Here is a 26,311-nt window from a genome sequence, read left to right as displayed (position 1 = left end):
GCGATCCGCCGAAAAGCGGCGAAGGCCCGCGCGAGCCGGCTGTTACAACTTCGAACAAACCAACCAGGCGAAAACGAAAACGCCCGCCGGATGCGGCGGGCGTCGGGTCCTGCGAATGGCCGTTCAGCCGGCCCGTCCCAGGGCGGGGTCGCCCAGTCCCTGCGGCTGCCGGCGACGAACCACGTAATAGGCCAGGTAGCAGGCGGCGATGAAGCCGAAGCCCCAGTACAAGGACGGCCGCTGGGTGGGATCGAGGGCGAGGAAGACGAACAGCGAGCAGCACACGGCGATGCAGGCCAACGGCACCAGCGGGAACAGCGGCGCGGCATATTTCAGCTCGGCGACCGTGCCGCCGCTGGCCATGTACTCGCGGCGGAAGCGGTATTGGGCGTAGGCGATGACGATCCAGGTGACGGTGCCGGACATCCCGCTCACCGCCATCAGCACCATGAACAGGGTGTCGGCGGCGACCACGCTGGTCAGCAACGAGAGCAGGGCGAAGCACAGGGTGATCAGCAACGCGTAGAGCGGCACGCCGCGCGCGCTGAGCTTCGACAGGCCGCGCGGGGCCATGCCGGTCCTGGACATCGCCCAGAGGATCCGCGTCGAGGCGTACAGGCCCGAGTTGCCTACCGAGAGGATGGCGGTGAGGATGACGAAGTTCATCAGGTCCGCCGCGTAGGGAATCCCGACCATGTCGAACACCTGCACGAACGGGCTTTCCATCAGCCCGGCCTGTTGCCAGGGAATGATGGCGGAAAGCACGACGATGGCCAGCACGTAGAAGATCAGTACGCGGAACACCACGTTGCGCACCGCCCGCGGGATGCTCTTCTCCGGTCGCTCGGTCTCGCCGGCGGCGACGCCCATGATCTCGCAACCCTGGAAGGCATAGACCACCGTCATCATCACCGCGAACACCGCCGACAGGCCGTTGGGGAACAGCCGCTCGCCGACCAGGTTGGAGAACATCGGCGCCGGCGCACCGCTCTTCAGTTCGATACCGCCGAAGATCACCAGCCCCCCGACCACGATGAACACCAGGATCGCCGCCACCTTGATCCCGGCGAACCAGTACTCGGCCTCGCCGAAGGCGCGGGTCGCCAGGGCATTGAGGGAGAACAGCACGACCACGAAGAAACCCGACCATAGCCACACGGGCACCTCCGGGAACCAGCGGGTCATGAGCATCCCGGCCGCGGTGAATTCCAGGCCTACCGTGGAGGCCCAGCTCATCCAGTAGACCCAGCCGATCATGAAGCCAGTCGCCGGGCCGATGAAACGCGTCGCGTGGGCCTGGAACGAACCGGAGACCGGCATCTGCACCGACAGCTCGCCGAGGCAGACCATCACCAGGTACATCAGCACCCCGGCCACCAGGTAGGCCAGCACCGCGCCGGCCGGGCCGCCCTGGTTGATGGTCACGCCGGAGCCCATGAACAGCCCGGTGCCGATCACCCCGCCGAGGGACAGCATGAAGATGTGGCGGCTCGCCAGGGCCCGGGTGAGTTGCAGCCTTTCCTTGCCGTCAGCCATGGCGCACCTCCGGATGAGGGTACGCACAGGGGTCTTCGAGATGGCTCATTATTCTTGTCTCCACTCTGTCAGAGGCCGTGTCTTGCGCACGGATGAGCGGATTATTGGCGGCGGATGTAAGACGCCGTTGAACGCGCGGATCGAAGATGTAAAAAGCTGTAAGGAAGTTGTTCGCCGCGCCGCTCAACCGGCCGCTGAGTCGGCTTCGCCGAGGAAGCCGGCGCGGCGCAGGGCTTCGGCGCCGTCGCGGCGCAGGCTACCCAGGCGTGCGCCCCAGGCTCGCGGGTCGACCCCGGCCGCGCCCAGGGCCTCGCGCTCCAGCTCGCCCAGGCCGGCGCCGAGCGCCACCAGGCCCATGGAGTGGCAGCTTCCGGACAGGCGATGGGCGATGTTCGCCGCCTCGGCCAGGTCCGCCTGGTCCAGGGCTTCGGCCAGCAGCGGCAACTGCTCGTCCAGGCTTCCCAGCAGGTTGCCCAGCAGTCCGGCGAGCTTGTGCCGCCCCAGCAGGCGGCGGTGGGTCTCGAGCATTTGCCGGTCCAGCGCGGCGTCCACCGCAAGCGCAGGCACGCTGGTGCCGACCTCGCCCAGCGCGCGGCGCAGCTCGTCCATCCGCAGGGGCTTGCCGAGCACGCCCTGCATACCCGCGGCGAAGTACCGACGCACCATGTCCGGCTGGATGCTGGCGGTGAAGGCGAAGATCGGCGTGGCGCGGTTCAGGCCGTCGAGCTGCCGGCGAATCCCGGCGCAAAGCTCGAGGCCAGCCATCCCCGGCAGGTGCATGTCCAGCAGGATCAGGTCGAAGCGCCGCTGCCGGCACAACGCCAGGGCCGGCCCCGCGTCCTCGGCCAGCATCACCCGGTGGCCGTCCCGCTCGAGCAGGCCCTGGGCCACCTCGCGGTTGAGCGCCACGTCCTCCACCAGCAGCACCTCCAGCGCAGACACCGATGCCGCCGGCGGCGTCGCGCCGGACAAGCTCGCCAGCGCCAGCTCGATCTCGAACCAGAACGTGCTGCCCTGGCCGACCCGGCTTTCCACGCCGATCCGCCCGCCCAGCGCTTCCACCAGCCGCTTGCTGATCGCCAGGCCCAGGCCGGTTCCGCCGTAACGGCGGGTCACGGCGTCGCCGCCCTGGGTGAAGCGTTCGAAGATGCGTTCGCGCATTTCCTCGGGAATGCCGATTCCATCGTCCGCGACGCTCAGCCGCAGTCGCTCGCTTCCTGCGCTGCGCACCAGCCGCTCGACGCGAACGCGCACCTCGCCGGCCTCGGTGAACTTCACCGCGTTGCCCAGCAGGTTGGTCAACACCTGGCGCAGGAACTGCTCGGCGCCGCGATGGCCGTCATGAACCTGCGGGTCCAGCCACAGGTCCAGCCGCGTGGCGTTCTCCCGCGCCCGCGGTTCGAGCAGGGTGAGGACGTCCTCGAGCAGGCTTCGCAAGGAAAAGTCCACCGCTTCCGGCACATCCGGCGCTTCCTCCAGCCGGGCGAAGTGGAGGACCTCGTTGAGGATCGCCAGCAGTCCCTCCCCCGCTGTCGCCAGTGCCCGCAGGCGCTGGCGGTCACGCTCGCCGAGCGATGCCTCGCGCAGCAGCTCGGCCATGCCCAGGATGCCGTTCAGCGGGGTACGGATCTCATGGCTCATGGTCGCGAGGAAACGGCTCTTCGCGCGGTCGGCGGCTTCCGCCTGGTCCTTCGCCCGACGCAGGCTGGCGGTGCGTCGCTCGACCTGTCGGCGCAACTCGTCGCGATCGGCATCGCGCCGGCGGCGGTCGGTGCGCAGGGCCTGGCGCATGTCTTCCAGGGCGGCGGCGACGGCGTCGATCTCATCGCGCTCGCGGTCCACCTTGTCCAGTCGCAGCGGCTGTTGCAGGTCGCCTTCGGCGATATGCCCGGCGAACTCGGACATGCGCCACAGATGGCGAGTGACCAGGCTGTGGAACAGCCAACTGAGGGCCACCGCCAGGCCGCAAAGGAAACTGCCCATCCACAAGAGGCTGGCCAGGCCGCCGGAAACCAGCCGGCGATAGACCGCCGCCAGGTCGATGGCGATCTCCAGCTCGCCCAGTTGCCGACGCTCGCCCCCCGGCGGCTGGTAGCTCAAGGGAAAGCGCTCGACCCGCAGCATGCCGCGTGGACGCTGGTCGCCCTGCAACAGGTTGAAGTCGGCGCTTTGCAGGCTGACACGGGCGATGTCGGGGAAATCCCCGAGGCCGCGCAACTGCACGTTCAACTGCTCCTGGTTGAGATCCCACAGGCTGCGCTCGAAGCTGGCCAGGTAGCCGCTGCGGATCAGTTCCAGGCGCGCCTCGATCTCGCGCATTTCGCGGCGGTATTCGAAGAACAGCTGCACGGCGCCGGCGAGGACGGTGAAACACAGGCTGAACAGCAGCACCCGCCACAGCAGGCGCCGCGCCAACACTCCACCGTGGCCGCTCACCAGGCGTCCGCGCGGTTGCCGGCGAGGCGCCGATAGTCGCGCACGCTGTCGTCCAGCCAACGCTGGATGCTGCCGTCGTCGCGATAGCCACGCAGGGCCCGGTCGATCTCGTCCATCTTCGCCGCCAGCGGCGAGTGCCGCGAGACCGCCACCCGCAGGTAGTCCACCGTCAGCGGTTCGGGCAGCGCACGGATGTTCTCGCCGCCGGCCAGGCGCTCGGCGAACAGCGTGCCGGTGCGCCGTTCGTGGGCGATGTAGTCGATGCGCTGGCGCACCAGCTTGCCGAAGTTCTGTCGGCTGTCGGAAACCCATTCGACGTTGCCGTGGCGGCCGACGAAGCGGTCGAAGTCCGCCCCGTAGCTTTCGCCGAACAACAGCCCGCCGCGATAGCCGGCGAGGTCGCCGAGGGATTGGATGCGCACCGGCCGCTGGCGGTTGTAGAAGATCGCCACCTCCTCGCGCAGCACCGGCTCGGCGGAAAACGCCAGGTCGCGATCGCGCGCGGGCGTGCGGTAGGCCAGTATCAGGTCGACCCGTCCGGCGGCGGCGTCGAGCAGGCAGCGCCGCCAGTTGCCCAGCACCACCACCTCGACCCGGTAGCCCAGCGCGCCGAACAGCCGCTTCACCAGCTCCGGCGCCAGCCCCCGGACCTGCTGGCCGTCGCTCCAGGAGATCGGCGGGTATACCGGATAGTCGCAATAGCGGATGGTCTCCGCAGCCTGTGCCAGGCCGCCCAGCAGCCATCCGCAGAGCGCCAGCCAGCAGGCCTGCATGGCTCAGGCGTCGCTGGCCGCGGCGGTGAACAGGTAGCCGGCGCCGTGGATGGTGATGATCAGTTGCGGTTCGGCCGGGTCGTCGCGCAGCTTGCGACGCAGGCGGCCGACCAGTACGTCGATGGAGCGATCGCTGGGCAGCCACTCGCGGTTGCGGATCTGGTCCATCAACTGGTCGCGGCTCAGGGTATGCCCGCTGTTGCGCAGGAAAGCGCCGAGCAATTGGAATTCGCCATGGGTGAGCAGGGTTTCGTTGCCCGCGTGGTCGATCAGGCGGCGCCGGTCGGCGTCCAGCAGCCAGTCGCCGAACTGCCTGAGGGCCTGCCGGGCGGGGCCGGCGCTGGCCTGGGCATGGCGCACCCGGCGGATCAGGTTCTTCGCCCGCGACACCAGTTCGCGCGGGTTCAGCGGCTTGATCACGTAATCGTCGGCGCCGCACTCCAGGCCGACGATGCGATCGATCTCGTCGTTGCGCCCGGTGATCAGGATGATCCCCACCTCGGAGCGCACCCGCAGCTCGCGGGTCAGGGTCAGGCCGTCCTTGCCGGGCAGGCGGATGTCCAGCAGCACCAGCTCGACCGGCTGGCCGAGATGGGCGCACTCGGCAAGGCAGGCTTCCGCCTGCTCGGCGTTGCCGGCGCAGAGGACGTCATAGCCCTCCTCGCCGAGATAGGCCTGGAGAAGCTCACGAATCACCGGGTCGTCGTCGACCACCAATACGCGCGGAACCATCGCCATCACCTTGCGCCTCCGGCGGGCCGGGGCGTTTCTTGTTCTGGGTTGTCGGACGGTGGGCGGAAGGGGCCGGGGCGCCTTCCGCTGCCAGCAGCAGCCTATCCACTACTGAACGGACGATCAACAAGCTTCCATCGCACGCCGGAAGCGGCGATGGGCGCCCGCCTCCAGGCCATCCACCCAGGCCTCGCAAATCTGCACGCCCTGCCGCGGCGTGAAGGTCGCGGGATTCAGCCCAGACTCCAGCCACAGCCCGTCGAGCAGGGCGCTGAGGCTGATGGCCGCCAGTTCCGCGTCGAAGTCCGCCCAGCCGCCCTCCTCCGCCAGTTGCCGCAGCACGCCGACCAGCAGCGCCCGGTACTCGCCATAGGAATGGTCGTGGACCCGCCCGATCGCTTCGATGCTGCCCACCGCACCCCAGAACGCCAGCCAGGCGTCGAGCAATTGCGGATCGAGCAGCTCGGCGGAGAAGGATGCCTCGAAGAACGCCGAGAGCCGCGGGCGGGCGCCGCCCGGCGCGGTGTCGATGGCACCGCGGAGCAGGCGCATGACGCGTCCGGTGACCGCCAGGTAGGCCTCGGCCACCAGCGCGTCCTTGCCATCGTAGTGGTGATTGATCAGGCCCACCGATACCCCGGCCTCGGCGCAGATCTTGCGCACCGAGGCGCCCTGGAAGCCATGCCGCTTCAGGCAGGCCAGGGTCGCCTCGATCAGCAGCGCCTTGCGCTGCTCTGGCTCCAGACGGGAAAAGCGCACTTCCTGGTTCATCCTTTCGCGGCTCCTGCTCGTCGCCCGCGACCACCGGCGGGCAGCCCCGATGATCGCAGGTTACGTGGCGCCCGTCTCACTGGCTGGCCCAGGCGTTGAAGCGCTCCTCCAGCTCCTCGCCGTGCTCGACCCAGAATTCGTCGTCCATCGCCAGGCCCTGCTCCAGGTTCGCCGGCGCGGTCGGCACCCAGCTCGCCAGTTGCGCGGGCAGGCGCTGGGCGGCCTGGCGGTTGGTCGGCCCGTAGGGAATGTTCTCGACGTAGCGCACCTGGGCATCCGGGGCATTGGCGAAGGCGATGAAGCGACGCGCCTCGGCGCCGCGCTTCGAACCCTTGACCACCGCCCAGTAGTCCATGCCGTACAGGCTGCCCGGCCATACCAGGGCCAGGTTGCGCCCCGCGCGGTGGGCGTCGGCGATGCGCCCGGTGTAGGTGGACGTCATCACCACGTCGCCGGCGGCCAGCCACTGCGCCGGCTGCGCTCCCGCCTCCCACCACTGGATGTAGGGCTTGAGCTGGCCCAGCTTGGCGAAGGCACGGTCGGCACCGGCGCGGGTCGCCAGCAGCGGATAGACCTGCTCGCGTGGCACGCCGTCGGCGAGCAGGGCGAACTCCAGGTTGTAGATCGCCCGCTTGCGCAGGCCGCGCTTGCCGGGGAAGCGCTGGACGTCCCAGAAGTCGGCCCAGGACGCCGGCGGCTGTTGCAGCCGGTCGGCGTCGTAGCCGATCGCCACGCCCCAGACCAGCGCGGCGGAACCGCATTCCTGGGCGGCATTGGCGATCAACTGCTGCTTGCCGCCGATGGCCTGCCAGTCCAGACGCTCGAACAGGCCGTCGTCGCAACCGCGCGCCAGGTCCGGCCCCTCGACCTGGACCAGGTCCCAGTCGGCGTGACCGGTGTCGGCCATCACCTTGATCCGGGCCATCTCGCCGTTGTACTCGCTCTGCACCACGGGAATCCCGGTCTGCTGCGTGAAGGGCTGGAAGAACGCCACCTCCTGGGCCTTCTGTCCGGCGCCGCCGTAGCCGACCACCACCAGGCCATCATCGGCCTGGACCGGCGCGAGGCCGCCGAACGCCAGCAGGACGGCGCCGAGCAGGACGCGGCAAGGAAAAACCGGGTGCGGACGGGCGCTGGCCGCGCGGCGCAACGGAAAGGAACGGTTCATGTGCGTCTCCTCTTGTTCTTGTTGTGGAGTGGATCGCAGCGAGCCGCCGGGAAGCGGCCACGGGACAGAAACTATCCAGTCGATTTTAAAAAAACAAGTTGATTTTTTACTGATGGTAAATTCATATCCTGTTTCTGAAGCGCGCCGCGAGAACAACAAGAAGGACGCCAACCGTGAATTTCCCGCACCTGTTCAGCCCCCTGGAAATCCGGGGCAAACGCCTGAAAAACCGCATCATGTCGAGCGGCCACGACACGTCGATGCCTACCGACAACCTGGTCAACGAGCCACTCGTCGCCTATCACCGCGCCCGGGCCCGCGGCGGCGCCGGACTGATCGTCATGCAGGTGGCGGGGGTCCACGACAGCGCGCGCTACACCTCGCACGTGCTGATGGCCACCGACGATGCCTGCATCCCCGGCTACCGGCGGGTCGCCGAGGCCTGCCACGCCGAAGGCTGCGTGGTGCTGTCGCAGATCTTCCATCCCGGGCGCGAGATCATGGAGTCCGCCGACGGCCTGCTGGCGGTGGCCTATTCCGCCTCGGCCTCGCCCAACGAACGGTTCCGGGTGATGCCGCGCGAACTCGACCAGCCGCTGATCGACGAGATCGTCGCCGGCTACGCCGCCGCCGCGCGCCGCCTGCACGAGGCAGGACTGGACGGGGTGGAGGTGGTCGCCAGCCACGGCTACCTGCCGGCGCAATTCCTCAACCCGCGGGTGAACCGCCGCAAGGATGGCTACAACGGCGACCTCGATGCCCGCCTGCGTTTCCTCCGCGAAGTGCTGGCGGCGGTGCGCGCGGCCACCTCCGAGGACTTCATCGTCGGCCTGCGCCTGTCCGCCGACGAGCGCGACCCCGAGGGTCTCAGCGAAAGCGAGTCGCTGCAGGCGGCCGAGGCGGTCCAGGGCGAGCTGGACTACCTGCACATCGTCGCCGGCACTTCGGCCTCCCTCGGCGGCGCCATCCATATCGTCCCGCCGATGGCCATCGAGCCGGCCTACCTGGCCCGCGAAGCCGGTACCTTCAAGGCGCGCCTGGCGATCCCGCTGTTCGTCACCGGGCGCATCAACCAGCCCCAGGAGGCCGAGGCCATCCTCGCCCGAGGCCAGGCCGACGTCTGCGGCATGACCCGCGCGCTGATCTGCGACCCGCAGATGCCGAACAAGGCCGAGGCCGGGCGCAGCGACGACGTGCGCGCCTGCATCGCCTGCAACCAGGCCTGCATCGGACATTTCCACCGAGGCTATCCGATCTCCTGCATCCAGCACCCGGAAACCGGCCGCGAGCTGACCTACGCAACGCCCAATCCGGCCTCGCGGCGCAAGCGCGTGCTGGTCGCCGGCGGCGGCCCGGCGGGGATGAAGGCGGCGGCGGTGGCGGCACAGCGCGGCCACGAGGTAGTGCTCTGCGAGGCCGGCGCCCAGCTCGGCGGCCAGGTCAACCTGGCGCAACTGCTGCCGCGCCGCGCGGAATTCGGCGGCGCCTCCACCAACCTGCAACGGGAGATGCAACTGGCCGGCGTCGAGGTACGCCGCAACACGCCGGTCGACCGCGCGCTGGTGGAGCGCGAACGGCCGGACCTGGTGATCGTCGCTACCGGCGCCGAACCCTATTGGCCGCCTTTCGAGCGCGGCGGCGAGCTGCAGGTGGTGGATGCCTGGCAGGTGCTGCGCGGCGAGGTGCGGGTCGGTCGTTCGGTGCTGGTCACCGACTGGCGGGGCGACTGGATCGGCCCCGGTATCGCGGAAAAGCTTGTACGCGAGGGCCACCAGGTGCGCCTGGCGGTGAACGGCACCCACTGCGGCGAGAGCCTGCCGCTGTATGTGCGCGACCAGTTGGCCGGCGAGCTGCACCGCCTGGGTATCCCGGTCACGCCCTACGCCCGCCTGTACGGCTGCGACGATACCACGGTGTACATGCAGCACAGCGCCAGCGGCGAGGCGATGCTGTTCGAGGAGGTCGATACCCTGGTGCTATGCCAGGGCCACCAGCCGGTGGACCGCCTGGCCGACAGCCTGCACGGCCTGGCGGAGGTGTTGCGGATCGGCGACTGCCTGGCCCCCCGCACCGCCGAGGAGGCGATCTACGAAGGGCTCAAGGCCGCCTGGAGCATCTGAGCGGCGCGGCCGCGGCTCCCTCGACGGGTCCCGGCCCAGCTCCTAGAATGCCGCAAACGCAGCCAGGACCCCGCCGCATGCCCCGCCCGTCACCGCCGGACGCCACCGACACGCCGCGCAGCGAAACGCACTTCCTCGGCACCCGCATCCGCGGCCTGCGCAAGCGCCGCGGCCTGACCCTGGCCGAGCTGGCCGCACAGAGCGAACTCACCGCCGGCTACATCAGCCAGTTGGAACGCAACCTGGCGTATCCGTCGATTCCGGCGCTGTTCAACATCGCCCGCAGCCTCGGCGTGACCATCCAGTGGTTCTTCGCCAGCGAGGCCGCGGTGGACCCGGCGGACGCCGGCTACGTGGTGCGGCGCAACACGCGCATGAGCGTGCATTACGAAGACGGCATCATCGACGAACTGCTCACCCCGCAGCCCAGCCGCCAGTTGGAGATCCTCCACTCGCGTTTCCCGCCGGGCACCTACAGCCAGCAGAGCTACAGCCATGAGGGCGAGGAAGCCGGCTACATCCTCAGCGGAATCTTCGAACTCTGGGTCGGCGACCGCCATTTCCAGCTCCGCGAGGGCGACAGCTTCAGCTACTCCAGCCAGGAACCGCATCGCTACGGCAACCCGGGCGACAGCGATACCCTGGTGCTCTGGGTGATCACCCCGCCGACGTTCTGAAACGCCCTGTCGCGATGCAGGGCCAGGGGAGGGCCGACGGGGCGAGCTCTACCCGCCGCGCCCGAGCAACCGCGCCAACCCCGCCAGCAGCCGCTCCAGGGCGCCCTGGTTGTTACGCAGCACCTTCTCTCCGGCAGTGGCCATGGCCGTCGCGACCTCCGGCTGCGCCCACAGGCGCGCGAGGCCGTCGCACAGCTCGCCGGCATCCGTCACCTCGAGCAGCGCCCCGGCGTCGCGCAATTGCGCGGCGATGTCGAGGAAGTTGAACAGGTGCGGACCGGCGAACACCGGCTTGCCCAGGGCCGCCGGCTCCAGCAGGTTGTGCCCGCCGTTGGGCACCAGGCTGCCGCCGACGAAAGCGATGTCGGCCAGGGCATAGAGGAACAGCAGCTCGCCCATGGTATCGCCGAGCAGCACCTGGGTCGCGCGTGCCACCGGCTCGCCGCCGGAGCGCCGGACCGTGGCGAAGCCTTCGCGGCGGCATAGCTCGTGGACGCCGGCGAAGCGTTCCGGATGGCGCGGCACCAGGATCAGCAACGCGTCGGGACGCGTTTCCAGCAGGCGCCGGTGGGCTGCCAGGACGATCTCGTCCTCGCCGGCATGGGTGCTGGCGGCGATCCACAGCGGTCGCGCCGTCGCGTCCCATTCCTCGCGCAGGGCGGCAGCGGCCAGCGGCAGCTGCGGGTCGATGCGCAGGTCGAACTTGATCGAGCCGGTCACGCTGACGCACTCAGGACGCGCGCCGAGACGACGGAAGCGCTCGGCCTCGGCCTCGGTCTGCACGGCGATCCAGGACAGCTCGGCGAGCATCGGCCGGGTCAGCCCGGCGAAGCGCGCGTAGCCACGCGCCGAGCGCTCGGACAGGCGCGCATTGGCCAGCGCCACCGGGATCCCGCGCACGGCGCAGGCATGGATATGGTTGGGCCACAGCTCGGTTTCCATGATCACCGCCAGGCGCGGCCGCACCCGGTCGAGGAAGCGCGCCGCCGCCCAGGGCAGGTCGTAGGGCAGGTAGCCGTGCCGGACCTGCTCGCCGAACAATGCGCGGATGCGCTCCGAGCCGGTCGGGGTCATGCAGGTGACGGTGACCGGCAGCTGCGGATGGCGCTCCAGCAGCGCCCGCACCATCGGCGCGGCGGCGATGCTCTCGCCCACCGAGACGGCGTGCACCCAGATGCCGCCGGGCGGCACCTCGGGCAAAGACAGGGAAAAACGCTCGCCGATGCGCTTGGCATAGGCCGGTGCCTGGCGCGCGCGCCACCACAGGCGCAACGCCACCAGCGGCAAGCCGAGGTGGAACAGCAGGGTATAGAGGGTACGGTTCATGGGCGCGCAGCTTAGCAAAACTCCCGCCGACCGGCTCAGCCGATGGCGCGCAGGTGGCGGGTGAAGGTTTCGCCGAGCCAGGCCGCCGCCGGGCCGAGCACCTCGTTGCGCCGCCAGACCAGTTCGACCACCAGCGACGGCGGCGTCCAGTCGCTGGTCAGCTCCACCATCAGCCGGTCGTAGGTGGGATACTGCACCACGTGCCGCGGTAGCCAGGCCCAGCCGAGGTTGCGCATCAGCAGCTCGGCCATGGAATAGAAGCTGTCCAGCCGCCAGACCTGCGGGCTGATCTGCTCGCCGCCCGGATAGCCGCTCTGCTGGGGCACGATCAAAAGTTGCCGGTGCTGTGCCAGCTCGCGGCGACTGACCCGTTGCAGCCCGGCCAGCGGGTGGCCGGCACCGCACACCGTGACCATCTCGACGCTGCCGAGGCGCCGCCGCTCCAGCGACTCAGGCATGCGCTCATGGTGGAACAGCAGGCCGAGGTCAGCCTGCTCCTCGAGCAAACGACGGGTGACGTCACCCTGGCCGCCGCTGGACACCTGCACCTCCAGACTGGGAAAGCGCTGCGCCAGCGCTTCCAGGCTGTCCAGCACCGGCTGGTAGGGCATCGCCTCGTCTTGGGCCAGGCGCAGCCGCGGCTCCTCGCCGCGCGCCAGCCCCAGCGCGCGCCCCTGCAGGCGCTCGCACTGGCGCAGCACCTCGCGCGCCTCCGCCAGCAGCACCCGGCCCTCGTCGGTCAGGCGCGGCTGGCGTCCGCTGCTGCGTTCGAACAGGGTGACGCCGAGGTCCGCCTCCAGCAGCGCGATGCCGTTGCTCACCGCCGATTGCACCCGCTTCAGTTCGCGGGCGGCGGCAGAGAACGACTGGCGCTCGGCGACGCTGACGAACAGGCGGATCTGCTCCAGGTTCCACTGCATAACCTATCTCCAATAAAGATAGGTAACGACTTTATCCCATCCGCCGGCTCCCTAGAATGGCCGCAGTTTCCGGAGGACCCCGCCATGACCAACTATCTCTACCTCGCCATCGCCATCGCCGCCGAAGTGGTCGCCACCACCTCGCTGAAAGCCGTCGCCGGATTCAGCAAGCCACTGCCGCTGCTGCTGGTGGTGGGCGGCTACGTGCTCGCCTTCAGCATGCTCGTGCTGGTCATGCGCACCCTGCCGGTCGGCGTGGTCTACGCCATCTGGTCCGGACTGGGCATCGTCCTGGTCAGCCTGGTGGCGATGTTCGTCTACGGCCAGCGCCTGGACCCCGCCGCCCTCCTCGGCATCGGCCTGATCATCGCCGGCGTGCTGGTGATCCAGTTGTTCTCCCGCGCTTCGGGGCACTGAACGACCGTCGCGGGCGCAGGTTGTATACTGCGCCCTTTCCGTTCCCGATAAGGCAGCCCCATGCCCCAAGCCCTTTCCACCGACATCCTCATCGTTGGCGGCGGTATCGCCGGCCTCTGGCTGAACGCCCGCTTGCGCCGGGCCGGCTACGCCACCGTGCTGGTGGAAAGCGCCAGCCTCGGCGGCGGACAGAGCGTGAAGTCGCAGGGGATCATCCACGGCGGCGCCAAGTACGCCCTGCATGGTGCCCTGACCGGCGCCTCCGAAGCCATCGCCGACATGCCGCGGCGCTGGCGCGCCTGTCTCGGCAGCGACGGCGAACTCGACCTGCGGGGCGTGCGCCTGCTTTCCGAGGCGCACTACCTGTGGTCGCCGGGCGGCCTGGCCGGCAGCCTTACCAGCTTCTTCGCCAGCAAGGCGGTGCGCAGCCGGGTCGAGCAGGCCAAGGGCGAGGATTTGCCTCCGGCGCTGCGCGACAAGGGGTTCAAGGGCAAGGCCTACCGCCTCACGGAAATCGTCTTCGACGTCCCCGACCTGATTCGCCGCCTGGCGGAACTGGCCGGCGACAGCCTGCTCGCCGGCGAACGCATCGAACCGCTGCGCGAAGGCCGGGAACTGGCCGGCCTGTGCGTCGACGGCCGGGAGATCCGTGCCCAGCGCGTGGTGCTCAGTGCCGGTGCCGGCAACGAGGCGCTGCTCCGCGAACTGGGCCTGGAACAACCGGCCATGCAGCGGCGGCCGCTGCACATGGTGATGGTCAAGGCGGCGACCCTGAAACCGCTGTACGCCCACTGCCTGGGGGCAGGACCGAAGCCACGGATCACCGTGACCACCCATCCGACCCGCGACGGCCAGTCGGTCTGGTACCTCGGCGGCGACATCGCCGAAGCCGATGGCGTGGCCCGCGACGAAGCCGCGCAGATCGCCGAAGCGCGTCGCGAACTGGCAAAGCTGCTGCCCTGGATCGACCTCGGCCAGGCGCAGTGGGCCACCTTGCGGGTGGATCGCGCCGAGCCGGCACAGTCCAACCTGTTGCGTCCGGACAACGCCTTCCTCGCCGAACAGGGACGCCTGCTGGTCGGCTGGCCGACCAAGCTGGCGCTGGCCCCTGACTTCGCCGACCGGGTCTGCGCCCGCCTGGAAGAAGACGGCATCCGCCCCAGCGAACATGCCGCGCTGCCGCAACTGCCGCGTCCGCCGCTCGCCGAACCGGCCTGGGAGGTAGCCTTCGCATGATCAGGGATACCCTCCACGACCTGCACCGCCCGCTGGGCGACACCGGCCTGGCCGTTTCGCCGCTGGGCCTGGGCACCGTCAAGTTCGGCCGCGACCAGGGAGTGAAGTACCCTTCCGGCTTCACCATCCCCGACGACCGCGAAGCCGCCGACCTGCTGGCCCTGGCCCGCGACCTCGGCATCAACCTGATCGACACCGCCCCGGCCTACGGCCGCAGCGAGGAACGCCTCGGCCCGCTGCTGCGCGGCCAGCGCGAACATTGGGTGATCGTCAGCAAGGTCGGCGAAGAGTTCGTCGACGGCCAGTCAGTCTTCGACTTCTCCGCCGCGCATACCCGGCGCTCCGTCGAACGCAGCCTGAAGCGCCTGGAGACCGAGCGGATCGAGCTGGTGCTGGTGCATTCCGATGGCAACGACCTGGATATCCTCGAGAACAGCGAGGTCTACCCGACTCTCGCCGCGCTCAAGCGCGAGGGCCTGATCGGCGCCTACGGACTCTCCGGCAAGACCGTCGAAGGTGGCCTGCGCGCCCTGCGCGAGGGCGATTGCGCGATGGTCACCTACAACCTGAACGAGCGCGCCGAGCGCCCGGTCATCGAGTACGCCGCGGCCCATGCCAAGGGCATCCTGGTGAAGAAGGCGCTGGCCAGCGGGCATGCCTGCCTGGGCGCCGGACAGGACCCGGTGCGTGCCAGCTTCGAACTGGTCTTCGACCAGCCGGGCGTCGCCGCCGCCATCGTCGGCACCATCAATCCGCTGCACCTGGCCCATAATGTCGCGATGGCCGCGCAAGCCCTGAAAAAGGCCTGAACCATACATCGGCTGCAACATCCGCGGGTTGACACCCGCGGTGCATTCCGCTGCCATGTTCCTCCCGAACGAGCCGTATCCTGCCTGCCGCCCTCGCCTCCGGTGGCCGGTGCATCGAACGTGAGCCTCCGTCCCGCCCCGGCGCGATGACCCGACAAGGAGCCCCGTATGCCCCGTATGCTCGCCCGCAAGGATCCGTCCGCCTTCAAGACCCTGCCGCTGCTGGTGGAGGCCTCCCCGGACGGGCTGGTCTACCAGGCCCTCGGCCTGCCGCTGAACTTCCAGCAGATGCTCGTACGCCGCCGCCGCATGGAGGTAGCCGACCCGCAGCGCTTCGTCGCCGAGCTGGCCAACCTGGGGGTCTCGGTGCGCTTGACCCTGAACTGGCAGGGCCGCGACTACTGGGTGCTGGTCCGTCAGCGCCGGCTGGACCGCGGCGATACCGTGCTCAAGCTGATCTCCGGCTACGTACCGGCCCACGAACTGAACCTGCCGCTGCTCACGGCGATCCAGGAAGTCGCCGAGGAATGCCTGGTGGAGACCGCCGGCGGCTGGCTCGGCGGGCGCTTCGGCGACACCTGGCTGCCGACGCCCTACCAGGGTTCGCTGCGCTACCGGGAGAACAGCCACTTCGTCCTCACCCCGCTGTCCGGCGCCGCCCGTCCGGTGCAAGCCGGCAGCCTGCGCTTGCTGGAGCGCCCACGCGCCTACGTACACCTGCCCACGGCCTCGCTGCAACTGGTCTACGACATGCGCCTGGAGCTGCCGCGCGATGCGCGCGAGCCGAGCCTCTACCATGTCGACGAGCGGCTCGAGAGCGGTCCGCTGGTGGCGCGTCTGGACCGTCGGCGCCCCGATCTCTACCTGCTGCCGCTGGACCAGGGGCGCCCCACCGGCGACCTGTTCACCCTGCGCAAGGGCCAGTTGCGCCCTGCGGCCACCCGCGGCCTGTGGTTGGCCGAGAGCTTTGCCGTACAGGACGGCTGGCTGGTGCATGAGGAACGCATCCGTTTCCGCGACTGGCTGGCACTGTGGCCATCCAGCAACGGCGACCAGGCCGGCGGTGGGCGCGACCGCGCCAGCGCCTGAACCGGGCGGGCTTTGCCGCCCTTTCTACTTCAACTGGCTGGAAGACTTGCCGAGCAGGCGGCGAGCGACGATGAGCAGCTGGATCTGCTGGGTGCCCTCGAAGATGTCGAGGATCTTCGAGTCCCGCGCCCACTTCTCCAACAGCTCATCCTCGGCGTAGCCGAGGGCGCCGGCCAGCTCCACGCACTTCAGGGTGATCTCGTTGGCCACCCGTCCAGCCTTGGCCTTGGCGATGGACGCTTCCTTCGAGTTGGGCAGCTTGTTGTCGGCCATCCATGCCGCCTTCAGGGTCAACAGGCGCGCTGCCTCCCACTCCGCCTCCAGGCGATAGAGAGTGGCCTCGGCGTGGCTGACGGTGAGCAGCGGCTTCCTGTAGTCGAACTTGCAGCCAGCCTTCTTCAGCAATTCGCGGGTCCGGTCCAGCGCCGCCTTGGCCACCCCGACAGCCATGCCGGCCACCAGCGGGCGGGTATTGTCGAAGGTCTCCATGACCCCGGCGAAACCCTTCTGCACGTCGACCTCGGCGTTGCCCAGCAGGTTCGCGGCCGGCACCCGGCAATCATTGAAACTGATCGAAGCGGTATCCGAAGCCTTGATCCCGAGCTTCTTCTCCAGGCGCGTCACGGTCATCCCCGGCGTGCCCTTCTCGACCACGAAGGACTTGATCGCCGCCCGCCCCAGGTTGCGGTTCAGGGTGGCCCAGACCACCACGGCATCGGCCCGCTCGCCGGAAGTGACGAAAATCTTCTCGCCGTTCAGTACATAGTGGTCGCCATCCTGGGTCGCGGTGGTGCGGATCGCCGCCGAGTCCGAGCCGCAGCCCGGCTCGGTGATCGCCATTGCCGCCCAGGTGCCGCCGAAGCGCTGCAACTGCTCCTCGTTGGCCACCGCGGCGATCGCCGCGTTGCCCAGCCCCTGGCGCGGCATGGCCAGGAGCAGGCCGACGTCGCCCCAGCACAGTTCCATCACGCCGAGCAACGCCGACAGGTTGCCGCCGTTCTTGATGCCCTCCTCTACCTGCTTGCCGGCGCGCTTGCTCGCCGAGGTCGCACCGACAGCCTCGGGCGAGCCGCTGTTCATGCCGTCCAGCAAGGCCGCGAGCAGGTCCAGCTCCTTCGGATAGGCGTGTTCGGCCTTGTCGTACTTGCGCGAGATCGGCCGGAAATAGTTTTCCGCGACCTGATGCGCCTGGTTGGCCAGACTGCGGAATTTCTTCGGGGTTTCCAGGTACATGTCGGTTCCTCGTTCACTCGTCGCGGCGGGCCGCGCCCTCGCTCGGGTTCACAGGTGCAGGCCGCCGGCCATCAGCGCTACCGCGCGCAGGTCGCGGTACCAGCGCTCGGCCGGATGCTCCTTGGTGAAGCCGTGGCCACCGAGCAGCTGCACCGCGTCGGTGCCGATCTTCATCGCCTTCTCGGCGCACAGCAGGCGCGCCAGGTAAGCCTCGCGCTGGAACGGCTGGCCGCGCTCGGCCAGGGCGCAGGCGCGCCAGACCATCAGGCGCATGGCGTCCAGTTCGATGGCGATGTCGGCGACCATGAAGGCGACCCCCTGGCGATGGCTGATCGGCTCGCCGAAGGCCTCACGCTCGTTGCAGTAGGCGATCACGTAGTCCAGCGCCGCCTGTCCGGTGCCCAGCGCCAGGGCACACCAGGCCAGGGACGCGTGATCGAGGAAGGCCCGGTAGTCGAAATGCTCGGCGGCCAGGCGGTTGTCCGCCGGCACCTTGACGCTCTTCAGGCGCAACCGGGCGGTGCCGCCGGCCTTCAGTCCCATCGCCGGCTCGGCACGTCGCTCGACGCCCTTGGCGGAGGCTTCCACCAGGAACAGCGCAGGCCCCTCGTCGGTCTTCGCCGCGACGATCAGGCGGCTGGCCTCCAGGCCGCGCAGGACCAGGCATTTCTCTCCGGAAAGCAGGTAGTGACTGCCCTTGCGCCGGGCGCGGGTCGCCAGTTTCTGCGGGTCGAACAGCAGACTCGGCTCGTTGACCGCGATGGCGGTGAGCGGCGCCCCCTCTTCGCTGACGAACGCCGGCAGCCACTGCGCCTGCTGCGAGGGGCTGCCCCAGCGGCGGATGCAGTTGGCCGCCGACAACGGCACCAGCAGGGCCGCCGCCAGCGTCAGGTCGCCCTTGGCCAGGGCCTCGGCGATAAGGGCAGTGGTCACCGTGGTGCGCTCACCGGCCATGCCGCCGTGCACCTCGCCGACCCCATAGTGGGTCAGGCCCAGCTCCAGCGCCTGGTTGAGCAGTTCCGCCGGCAGGCTGGCCTCGGCATCCGCGTCATGAGCCAGCGGACGCAACACCTCCAGGGCGAAGCCTTCGAGCATGTCCACCAGCATCTGCTGGTCGTCGGTGAACGACAGGTCGAACAACCCGTCCGGATCGGCCTTGCGCGGTCCCTTCGCTTGCTTCGCCGAACGCTCGCTGGCCAGGCGGAAGCCGGTACGGCTGCCGCTGTAGAGCAACTTCTCGAAGGGTTTGCGAAGATTGAAGCGATCCGGCCAGTCGGCCTGGGCGACACGGTTCAGTACAGCCAGGGCACGGCCCTGTACATCGGTGCTCATGGGCATCTTGCTCCACGCAGGATGGGATGCCCGGATCATGCGCCGCCGCATGGGCAGCGCCTATGACCGTCTCGCCGGGAAAACTTGTCAGACCAGCCAGTCACCTGCCCGGATAGGTCGGCATTCTGCCGGAACCCATCCCTCAGAACAGCGGATTCTAGCCGTGGAAACTCAGGGAAAGCAGAAAGGCGCGCGCTGACTTTACACTTCTTAACACTCTTTAAAGCTTTGAAGATGACTTGCCCGACGACCACGGCATTTAATTCTCAGATTGGGCAAGGATAATCACGAATATCGGTCACCTGAGGTATCCCACCCGCCGAAACCAAAACCAATCGGTAGGTATTTTCTTTAAAAGCATGAAATTACTGCAGGCTTATCCTCTTCCCTAAGTAAAACCTTTAAATACAATCCCACTTCTTGCCATCCCCCTCCCGCGTCATCCCCAAGCCATTCCCGTCGACGAGTAAAGAAAATGTGCGGTATCAGTGGATTTATCCAAAGACACACTGAAAAGACCCAAATGGTACAGATCATTGGCCAGATGACGGACAAGATCATTCATCGTGGCCCCGATGACAAAGGATATTGGTTGGATCATTCCATCGGCCTGGCGCTCGGCCACCGCCGCCTGGCCATACAGGACCTGTCGACGGCCGGACATCAGCCCATGCCGTCTGCATGCGGACGGTACGTCATAGTCTTCAATGGGGAGATCTACAATCATCTGGCACTCCGTGCCCTGCTCGGACCGCATCCCTGGAGGGGGCATTCCGACACCGAGACGCTGCTTGCCTGCTTCTCCGTCTGGGGTATGGAGAAAACCCTATCCAATATCACTGGCATGTTTTCCCTCGCACTTTTCGATAAAGAAACGAGTAAAATCTTCCTCATTCGTGACCGGCTAGGAGAAAAACCTTTATATTATGGGTGGCAGGGAAACTGTTTCCTGTTTTCCTCCGAGTTAAAGTCTCTGACCGTACACCCAGAGTTCCAAAAAGAGATCGACAGAGACAGCCTTGCAGCATTTCTACGTTTTGGATATTGCCCCACTCCCAACAGCATCTACAAAGGTATAAAAAAACTTCCGCCCGGGCATTACATTCAATTGAACCTGGCTAATGCTACGCCAGGTGAACTCATGGATCCGCTCCCCTACTGGTCTCTGAGCAAGGTCATCGCACAAGGGATCCATCAGCCATTCCAGGGAAGTGACTCAGAGGCCGTGGATGCCCTGCACCGGCAACTGTCCGCCAGCGTTACTTCGCAAATGCTCAGTGACGTACCTCTTGGCGCCTTCCTTAGCGGTGGCGTCGACAGCAGCACAATCGTGGCCCTTATGCAGGCTCGGCATTCCCGGCCCGTACAGACGTTCACCATTGGCTTCGACGAGCCCGGCTACAACGAAGCGGAACACGCCAAGGCTGTCGCCCAGCATCTCGGCACCCAGCACACCGAGCTTTACGTCAGGGCCGAAGACGCACTCGCGGTGGTGCCGTGTCTTCCCGGCATCTACTGCGAGCCCTTCGCCGATAGCTCACAGATACCGACCTACCTGATCAGTCGCCTGGCCAAGCAATCCGTAACGGTCGCTCTCACCGGCGATGGTGGCGATGAACTGTTTGCCGGCTACAATCGCTATCTCACGGCATGCCAGGCATGGAACAGGTTGCAACAGCTTCCACTGGTTGCCAGGATGACGCTCGCAAAACTGCTGAGCGCTCTGCCACCGGCGATGTGGGACAGCCTGTTCTCTCTCGCAAGCCCCTTGCTACCCTCGAAGTACCGTTTGCGCACACCAGGAGACAAGCTTCAGAAGCTCGCCGGTCTCATGGCGTTTTCCAGTGAAGAGGACTTCTACAAGGATCTGGTCAGCCACTGGAAGAAGCCTACGAACCTCGTCATCGGCAGCGAGGAATCGGCTTCCGTCTTTTGGAATCTTGACAGCCTCCCCGAGATGGAAAGCTTCGAACAATGGATGATGGCCATGGATACCCGGACCTACCTGGCCGATGACATACTGGCGAAGGTCGACCGCGCCGCAATGGCCACTAGCCTGGAAACCCGCGTCCCGCTCCTCGATCATCGCGTGGTCGAACTCGCCTGGAAAATGCCACTGAACCTGAAGATCAGAAATAACGACGGCAAGTGGTTGCTGCGCCAGGTTCTTTACCAGCACGTTCCCCGGGAACTGATCGAGCGTCCCAAGATGGGATTCGCCATCCCTCTGGACACCTGGCTGCGGGGACCGTTGCGGGAGTGGGCCGAAAGCCTCCTGGCTGAGGAACGCTTGAGACGCGAGGGCTACCTGCGCCCGGAGCCGATTCGGCGAGCCTGGCAGGAGCATCTCAGCGGAAAAAGAAACTGGCAAGGCCCGCTCTGGAATGTATTGATGTTCCAGGCTTGGCTGGAACATCAATGATCCAGCCACAGGGCCAGGGGTCGGCGTGAAGCGGGAAGAACCTGCTAACGGGAATCAGCGCTGGCGGATCTTCTCGACGATGGCGGTGGTGGAGCTGTTCTCCACTAGGCCGAGCACCCGTACCTCGCCGCCGTAGGCCCTGACGATCTGCGCGCCGACCACCTGCTCGACGCCGTAATCGCCGCCCTTGACCAGCACGTCCGGACGCACCTGCTCGAGCAGGCGCTCGGGAGTGTCTTCGGCGAAGCTCACCACCCAGTCCACCGCGCCGAGCCCGGCGAGTACCGCCATGCGCCGGTCCACCGAGTTGATCGGCCGGCCAACGCCCTTCAGGCGAGTGACCGAGGCGTCGTCGTTGACCCCGACGATCAGGCGGTCGCCCTGGGCGCGCGCCTGTTCGAGGTAGGTCACGTGGCCGGCGTGAAGGATGTCGAAGCAGCCATTGGTGAAGACGATCTTCTCGCCGTGGGCGCGGGCGTCTTCGATTGCCAACAGCAATTGCTCCAGGCCCAGCACGCCACGCTCGGAACCCTGCTCGCGCTGCACCGCGCGACGCAGTTCGGGCGCGCTGATCGCCGCGGTACCCAGCTTGCCGACCACGATGCCGGCGGCCAGGTTGGCCAGACCCACCGCGGAAGGCAGCTCCTCGCCGGCGGCAAGCGCCGCGGCCAGGGTGGAGATGACCGTATCGCCGGCACCGGTGACGTCGAACACTTCCCGCGCCCGCGCCGGCAGGTGCAGGGCCGGCTGGCCATGGCGGAGCAGGGTCATGCCATGCTCGCCGCGGGTCACCAGCAAGGCACCGAGGTCGAGTTCGCTCATCAGCGCCTGGCCCTTGGCGACCAGTTCGGCTTCGTCGGCGCAACGGCCGACGATGGTCTCGAATTCGGACAGGTTCGGGGTGATCAGGCTGGCGCCGCGATAGATGGCGAAGTCCTTGCCCTTGGGATCGGCCAGTACCGGAATGTTGCGCGCCCGCGCCGCCTGGATCAGCACCTGGTGGTTCTGTAGCGCGCCCTTGCCGTAGTCGGACAGCACCAGCACCTTGACCTTGGCCAGCAGCGACTCGACGTCCACGGCCAGGGCCGCCGCGTCGGTGCGGAACGGTTCCTCGAAGTCGACCCGCAGCAGTTGCTGGTGGCGACTCATGACCCGCAGCTTGACGATGGTCGGCTGGCTATCGATGCGCTGGAAGCGCGCGTCCACTCCAGCGGCCTTGAGGCTGTTGGCCAGGCTGTCGGCGGCCTCGTCGCGGCCGGTGACGCCGACCAGCAAGGCCTGCGCGCCCAGCGCGGCGATGTTCAGCGCGACGTTGGCGGCGCCGCCGGGGCGGTCCTCGTGCTGTTCGACGCGGACCACCGGCACCGGGGCCTCCGGCGAAATGCGCGAAGTCGCGCCATGCCAGTAGCGGTCGAGCATCACATCACCGACCACCAACACCGGGGCCTGGTCGAAACGGGGCATGGACAACTTCATGGGAACTCCAAACAACCTCTCGGGGCAGACGCCCAGTTTATCAGCCGACAGGCGCCGGCGCCTGCTCATCCAGTCCCATCGCGTGCAGCCGCGCATAATGGCCGTTCTGCGCCAGCAGCTCGGCGTGGCTGCCGCGCTCGACGATCTGCCCCTGGTCCATCACCAGGATCAGGTCGGCCTTCTCGATGGTCGACAGGCGGTGGGCGATCACCAGGGTGGTGCGCCCCTTCATCACTTCGTCCAGCGCCGCCTGGATATGCCGCTCCGACTCGGTGTCCAGCGCCGAGGTCGCCTCGTCGAGGATCAGCAGGGGCGCGTCCTTGAGCAGCGCCCGGGCGATCGCCAGACGCTGGCGCTGGCCGCCGGAAAGCAGCACGCCATTCTCGCCGACCTCGGTGTCGAAGCCTTGCGGCAGGTTGTCGATGAACTCCTTGGCGTTGGCAGCCTTCGCCGCCCGCTCGATTTCCTCGCGCGGCGCGCCAGCCAGGTCGCCGTAGGCGATGTTGTTGGCCACGCTGTCGTTGAACAGCGTGACCTGCTGGGTCACCAGGGCGATGTGGCGGCGCAGGTTGCGCAGGCGATAATCCTCGACTTCAACGCCATCAAGGAGGATCTTGCCGTCATTGTGCTGGTAAAAGCGCGGAACCAGGTTGGCCAGGGTCGATTTGCCGCTACCGGAACGGCCGACCAGGGCGATCATCTGCCCGGGCTCGGCGATGAAACTGATGTCATCCAGCACCTGCTTGTCGGTTCCGGGATAACGGAAGCTCAGGTTGCGCACTTCCAGGCGCCCGCTGACCCGCTCCTTCTCGACGGTACCCTGGTCTTCCTCCGCCGCTTCGTCGAGCTGCTCGAAGATGCTCTCGGCGCCGGCGACGCCGCGCTGGACCGTGGAACTGACCTCGGAAAGCTGGCGGATCGGCTTGGGCAACAGGCCCGCCGCGGTGATATAGGCCACCAGGTCGCCGGCCGAGGCGTCCCCGCGCAGCCACAACACGAGGAACATCAGTATCGCCATGGCGACGTAGATCACCAATTGCAGCATCGGCGTGTAGACCGCGCCGGTCTTGGTCATCCGCAACTGCTTGTCGGTATTGCTCTGGCTGGCGTCGAGGAAGCGCTTCTCTTCATAGGCTTCGCCGCCGAAGCTGCGCACTACCCGGTAGCCCTGGATGGTTTCCGAGGCGACGTGGGTGACGTCGCCCATGGCCACCTGGATCTTCTTGCTCTGCTTGCGGAACTTGCGGCTGGCGGTAGTCACCATCACCGCGATGACCGGCAGGATCGCCAGCATCACCAGGGTCAGCTTCCAGTTCATCCACAGCAGGTAGAGGAACAGGAAGACCACGGTCAGGCCCTCACGGATCACCACCTTGATGGCATCCGTGGCCGCTCCGGTGACCATGGTCACGTTGAAGGTGATGCGCGAGATCAGGTGGCCGGAGCTGTGCGTGTCGAAATAGCGGTTCGGCAGCACCAGCAGCTTGTTGAACAGGGCGACCCGCAGGTCATGCACCAGCCCCAGGGAAACCTTGGCCAGGAAGAAGTTGCCGAGGAACGAGCCCAGCCCCTGCCAGGCAGCGATCAGGATGATCAGCAACGGCACCGCGTAGACCAGGTGCAGGTCGCGCAACCAGGGCCACTGCACATTCGGAAACAATGCCGCGTCAGGATTGGAGAGGCCGTCGACGAAATACTTGAGGATGCCCGCCAGCATCGGCTGGGTCGAGGCGAAGATCAGGAAACCGACGATGCTGAGTAGGAACATTCCGATGTAGGGCTTTACGTAACCCAACAGGCGGAAATAGATCTTGAGACTGGAAGGTCCGGGATTCTGAGGACTATCGCTCATGGTTTCTTACATGCTGAAAAGGTCCCGGAGTGTAGCACAGGACCTCCATCACTCCGCCTGGAAGGCGTGTTGGGGTAAGATGGCGGGCCGTTCGTTCAGGAGCTCGCATGCGAGTCATAGACTACCCCTCCTACTTGCAGTTGCGTGACAACGCAGAAGTGCTGGAAGCCGATGGTCATGGGGACAAGGTTCTGCGTCTGCGCGACGGGTCCTTCCTCAAACTGTTTCGCCGCAAGCGCCTGATTTCCTCCGCAGCCCTGTTCCCCTATGCGGAGCGCTTCGCCCGCAACGCCAGCGAACTGGCGCGGCGCGGCATCGTTTGCCCGAAGGTGCTGGACGTATTGCGGATCCCACATATCCAGCGCGACGCGGTGCACTACGAGCCGCTACCGGGGCAGACCCTCCGCCAACTCGACCGCAACGACCCGGAGTGCGGCGACGCAGTCCGGACGCAACTGGGCGAGCTGATCGCCGCGCTGCACGCCAAGGGGGTGTACTTCCGCTCGCTGCACCTGGGCAACGTGGTGCGCACGCCGGAAGGCCGGATGGGCCTGATCGACATCGCCGACCTGCGGGTCCAGCGCTCGGCGCTCAGCGCCGCCCAGCGCATTCGCAATTTCAAGCACCTGCTGCGCTACGAACAGGATCGAACCTGGTTCCTCGACGACAGCGAGCACCTGGTGCTCAAGGCCTATCTCCGCAGCAGCCAGGTCCACTGGACACTCGAGCAGCTCCTCAAGCAACTGCAACTGGATTGAGCAAGGAATGTTCGCAGCTACCCGACTGACCCGTCTTCGTCACGATACCAGCCGCATCCTCAGCCACTGGATCCTGCCGCTGGGCTGGCTGGCCCTGCTCACCGGAATGTTCTGGGTCGGCGACCGTTCCGACTATCACCGGCTTTTCTATATCTTGCTGGCTGCACCGACGCTGCTGTACGTGATACTGCAACCGCGTCTGCTTCGCCCGCTAACGGGCTCGCCGCTGTTCATCGCCTTCCTCGCCTTCAGCAGCTACATGATGCTGAGCCTGTCCTGGTCGACCCCCGAGAACTCCACCGGCTCGCTGCTCAAGCGCCCCCTGTACATCGCCCTCCTGTTCTTCTGCGCCGCCATCCTGGCGCTCGAAGCTCCCCTCCGCCTCAAGACCGCGACCTGGCTGGCAGCCCTTGGCGCGGTGATCTCCGCGGCAGCCACCTTGCTGCAATACTACTGGGACGCCAACCCGCTGCGCCTTACCGGTTATGGCGCTCTCTATAACCCATTACTGAGCGCCCATGTCTATGGCGCCTTCACGGCACTCTGGCTGGCCTATTGGATGCAATCCCGCCCCATCCTGGCCCCCTTGCCACTGATATCTCTGGCGCTGCTCGGTGGCCTTCTCATCGCGACCGGTTCACGTACTCCCCTGGTAGGGCTCACAGCGGCCCTTATGTGGCTGGTCCTGGCCGGAGACAGGAAAAAAGCCCTCATCGCCCTGGCACTCGCCCTGGCTGGAGCGCTACTGGGCTACATCCTGTACCCGGAAGTGATCACCCAGAGAGGGGCATCGTTCCGCCCGGAAATCTGGGCCGACGCCCTACGCCAGATCAGCGAGCATCCATGGCTCGGACACGGCTACGATCATCCGATGCGAATCGTCCTGAGCAACGGCATGCTGCTCGCCGATCCGCACAACATCGAACTGGGTGTGCTTTTCGCTGGAGGGATCATCGGGCTCCTGCTGTGGGTAGCGATCTACGCACTGGCCTTCGGCTTCTCCTGGAAAAACCGGAAGTCTCCAGCCGTTCTGCTAGCCTCGACCTGGCTGGTGTTCGGCCTGGCAGCCGGACTCACGGAGGGCAACGCCTTCCTGCCCCGTCCCAAGGAACACTGGTTCCTGATCTGGATTCCCATGGCGCTGCTGTATGCGCTGTGGATCCAGCAAAGGTTCGCCGCCAGCAGGCGCGGTGAGGATATCGCCGCGCCTTGAGTGCGGCGATATCAG

The 26,311-nt window shown here is 67.1% G+C and carries 21 protein-coding genes; 9 read left to right on the top strand and 12 right to left on the bottom strand.

Annotated features, from left to right (window positions below):
- Positions 1-123: 123 nt before the first annotated feature.
- From ACTJJX_RS00540 to ACTJJX_RS00515, 6 genes are all read right to left on the bottom strand, one after another.
- Complete coding sequence (locus ACTJJX_RS00540) at positions 124-1,536, bottom strand: amino acid permease (RefSeq protein ID WP_003116157.1); 1,413 nt, start codon at positions 1,534-1,536, stop codon at positions 124-126.
- A 183-nt stretch (positions 1,537-1,719) separates the two neighbouring features.
- Entirely contained in the window at positions 1,720-3,972 is a 2,253-nt protein-coding gene (locus tag ACTJJX_RS00535; RefSeq protein WP_016253973.1) for an ATP-binding protein, read from the bottom strand.
- Positions 3,969-4,745, bottom strand: a complete 777-nt coding sequence (locus tag ACTJJX_RS00530) for a substrate-binding periplasmic protein (protein ID WP_003114534.1) — start codon at positions 4,743-4,745, stop codon at positions 3,969-3,971. The genes ACTJJX_RS00535 and ACTJJX_RS00530 overlap by 4 nt, the downstream gene beginning before the upstream one ends.
- 3 nt (positions 4,746-4,748) lie before the next feature.
- A complete protein-coding gene (gene aruR / locus ACTJJX_RS00525; protein ID WP_003095718.1) occupies positions 4,749-5,483 on the bottom strand; it encodes a two-component system response regulator AruR in 735 nt (244 codons plus the stop codon).
- A 117-nt stretch (positions 5,484-5,600) separates the two neighbouring features.
- Positions 5,601-6,248 carry a TetR family transcriptional regulator C-terminal domain-containing protein gene (locus ACTJJX_RS00520; RefSeq protein WP_003114535.1) on the bottom strand — a complete coding sequence of 216 codons (648 nt, stop codon included), beginning with the start codon at positions 6,246-6,248 and terminating at the stop codon, positions 5,601-5,603.
- Between the two features lie 76 nt (positions 6,249-6,324).
- Complete coding sequence (locus tag ACTJJX_RS00515) at positions 6,325-7,416, bottom strand: ABC transporter substrate-binding protein (protein ID WP_003095722.1); 1,092 nt, start codon at positions 7,414-7,416, stop codon at positions 6,325-6,327.
- A gap of 173 nt (positions 7,417-7,589) precedes the next feature.
- On the opposite strand from ACTJJX_RS00515, the gene ACTJJX_RS00510 reads away from it, so the two are divergent.
- The gene (locus tag ACTJJX_RS00510) at positions 7,590-9,536 is read left to right on the top strand and encodes an oxidoreductase (RefSeq protein WP_003146337.1); all 1,947 of its coding nucleotides are present in this window, start codon (positions 7,590-7,592) and stop codon (positions 9,534-9,536) included.
- A 77-nt stretch (positions 9,537-9,613) separates the two neighbouring features.
- Positions 9,614-10,213 (top strand): helix-turn-helix domain-containing protein, encoded by a 600-nt coding sequence (locus tag ACTJJX_RS00505; protein WP_003095727.1) that lies wholly within the window; start codon positions 9,614-9,616, stop codon positions 10,211-10,213.
- Between the two features lie 48 nt (positions 10,214-10,261).
- Here ACTJJX_RS00505 and waaA read toward each other — a convergent pair whose 3' ends face one another.
- Positions 10,262-11,539: a lipid IV(A) 3-deoxy-D-manno-octulosonic acid transferase gene (waaA, locus tag ACTJJX_RS00500; RefSeq protein WP_016852205.1), complete on the bottom strand. Its 1,278-nt coding sequence runs from the start codon at positions 11,537-11,539 to the stop codon at positions 10,262-10,264.
- A gap of 35 nt (positions 11,540-11,574) precedes the next feature.
- On the bottom strand, positions 11,575-12,459 hold the full coding sequence (locus tag ACTJJX_RS00495) for a LysR family transcriptional regulator (RefSeq protein WP_003109888.1): 885 nt from the start codon (positions 12,457-12,459) through the stop codon (positions 11,575-11,577).
- An 84-nt stretch (positions 12,460-12,543) separates the two neighbouring features.
- Here ACTJJX_RS00495 and ACTJJX_RS00490 point away from each other — a divergent pair, with 84 nt between their 5' ends.
- The 4 genes from ACTJJX_RS00490 (at position 12,544) to ACTJJX_RS00475 (ending at position 16,010) form a co-directional block, all read left to right on the top strand.
- A complete protein-coding gene (locus tag ACTJJX_RS00490; RefSeq protein ID WP_003095735.1) occupies positions 12,544-12,876 on the top strand; it encodes a DMT family transporter in 333 nt (110 codons plus the stop codon).
- Between the two features lie 60 nt (positions 12,877-12,936).
- Complete coding sequence (locus ACTJJX_RS00485; RefSeq protein WP_003109889.1) at positions 12,937-14,112, top strand: NAD(P)/FAD-dependent oxidoreductase; 1,176 nt, start codon at positions 12,937-12,939, stop codon at positions 14,110-14,112.
- A complete protein-coding gene (locus tag ACTJJX_RS00480; protein WP_003457491.1) occupies positions 14,109-14,921 on the top strand; it encodes an aldo/keto reductase in 813 nt (270 codons plus the stop codon). Before ACTJJX_RS00485 ends, ACTJJX_RS00480 begins: the two co-directional genes overlap by 4 nt.
- A 168-nt stretch (positions 14,922-15,089) precedes the next feature.
- Positions 15,090-16,010 carry a hypothetical protein gene (locus ACTJJX_RS00475; RefSeq protein ID WP_003114542.1) on the top strand — a complete coding sequence of 307 codons (921 nt, stop codon included), beginning with the start codon at positions 15,090-15,092 and terminating at the stop codon, positions 16,008-16,010.
- Between the two features lie 24 nt (positions 16,011-16,034).
- Here the strand turns inward: ACTJJX_RS00475 and ACTJJX_RS00470 are convergent, their stop codons facing one another.
- Positions 16,035-17,243, bottom strand: coding sequence for an acyl-CoA dehydrogenase family protein (locus ACTJJX_RS00470; protein ID WP_003095742.1), 1,209 nt, complete (start codon positions 17,241-17,243; stop codon positions 16,035-16,037).
- A 48-nt stretch (positions 17,244-17,291) separates the two neighbouring features.
- Positions 17,292-18,581 (bottom strand): acyl-CoA dehydrogenase family protein, encoded by a 1,290-nt coding sequence (locus tag ACTJJX_RS00465; protein WP_016852206.1) that lies wholly within the window; start codon positions 18,579-18,581, stop codon positions 17,292-17,294.
- 469 nt (positions 18,582-19,050) lie between these two features.
- On the opposite strand from ACTJJX_RS00465, the gene asnB reads away from it, so the two are divergent.
- A complete protein-coding gene (gene asnB, locus ACTJJX_RS00460; protein ID WP_016253977.1) occupies positions 19,051-20,997 on the top strand; it encodes an asparagine synthase (glutamine-hydrolyzing) in 1,947 nt (648 codons plus the stop codon).
- 54 nt (positions 20,998-21,051) lie between these two features.
- On the opposite strand, the gene hldE is transcribed toward asnB, so the two are convergent.
- Both hldE and msbA read right to left on the bottom strand, forming a co-directional pair.
- Positions 21,052-22,473, bottom strand: a complete 1,422-nt coding sequence (gene hldE / locus ACTJJX_RS00455) for a bifunctional D-glycero-beta-D-manno-heptose-7-phosphate kinase/D-glycero-beta-D-manno-heptose 1-phosphate adenylyltransferase HldE (RefSeq protein ID WP_003161995.1) — start codon at positions 22,471-22,473, stop codon at positions 21,052-21,054.
- 40 nt (positions 22,474-22,513) lie between these two features.
- Positions 22,514-24,325: a lipid A export permease/ATP-binding protein MsbA gene (gene msbA / locus ACTJJX_RS00450; RefSeq protein WP_003114544.1), complete on the bottom strand. Its 1,812-nt coding sequence runs from the start codon at positions 24,323-24,325 to the stop codon at positions 22,514-22,516.
- Positions 24,326-24,432: 107 nt separating this feature from the next.
- Between msbA and ACTJJX_RS00445 the strand changes: the two genes are divergently transcribed.
- Complete coding sequence (locus tag ACTJJX_RS00445) at positions 24,433-25,083, top strand: hypothetical protein (RefSeq protein WP_003114545.1); 651 nt, start codon at positions 24,433-24,435, stop codon at positions 25,081-25,083.
- A 7-nt stretch (positions 25,084-25,090) separates the two neighbouring features.
- Positions 25,091-26,296: an O-antigen ligase WaaL gene (waaL, locus tag ACTJJX_RS00440; RefSeq protein WP_003123592.1), complete on the top strand. Its 1,206-nt coding sequence runs from the start codon at positions 25,091-25,093 to the stop codon at positions 26,294-26,296.
- The last annotated feature ends 15 nt before the right edge of the window (positions 26,297-26,311 follow it).

This window comes from Pseudomonas sp. 22490 (assembly GCF_052044465.1).
Classification (GTDB): Bacteria; Pseudomonadota; Gammaproteobacteria; order Pseudomonadales; family Pseudomonadaceae; genus Pseudomonas; species Pseudomonas aeruginosa.
Note: the sequence above shows the minus strand (reverse complement) of the source record. Positions and strands in the feature narration are given on the sequence as shown.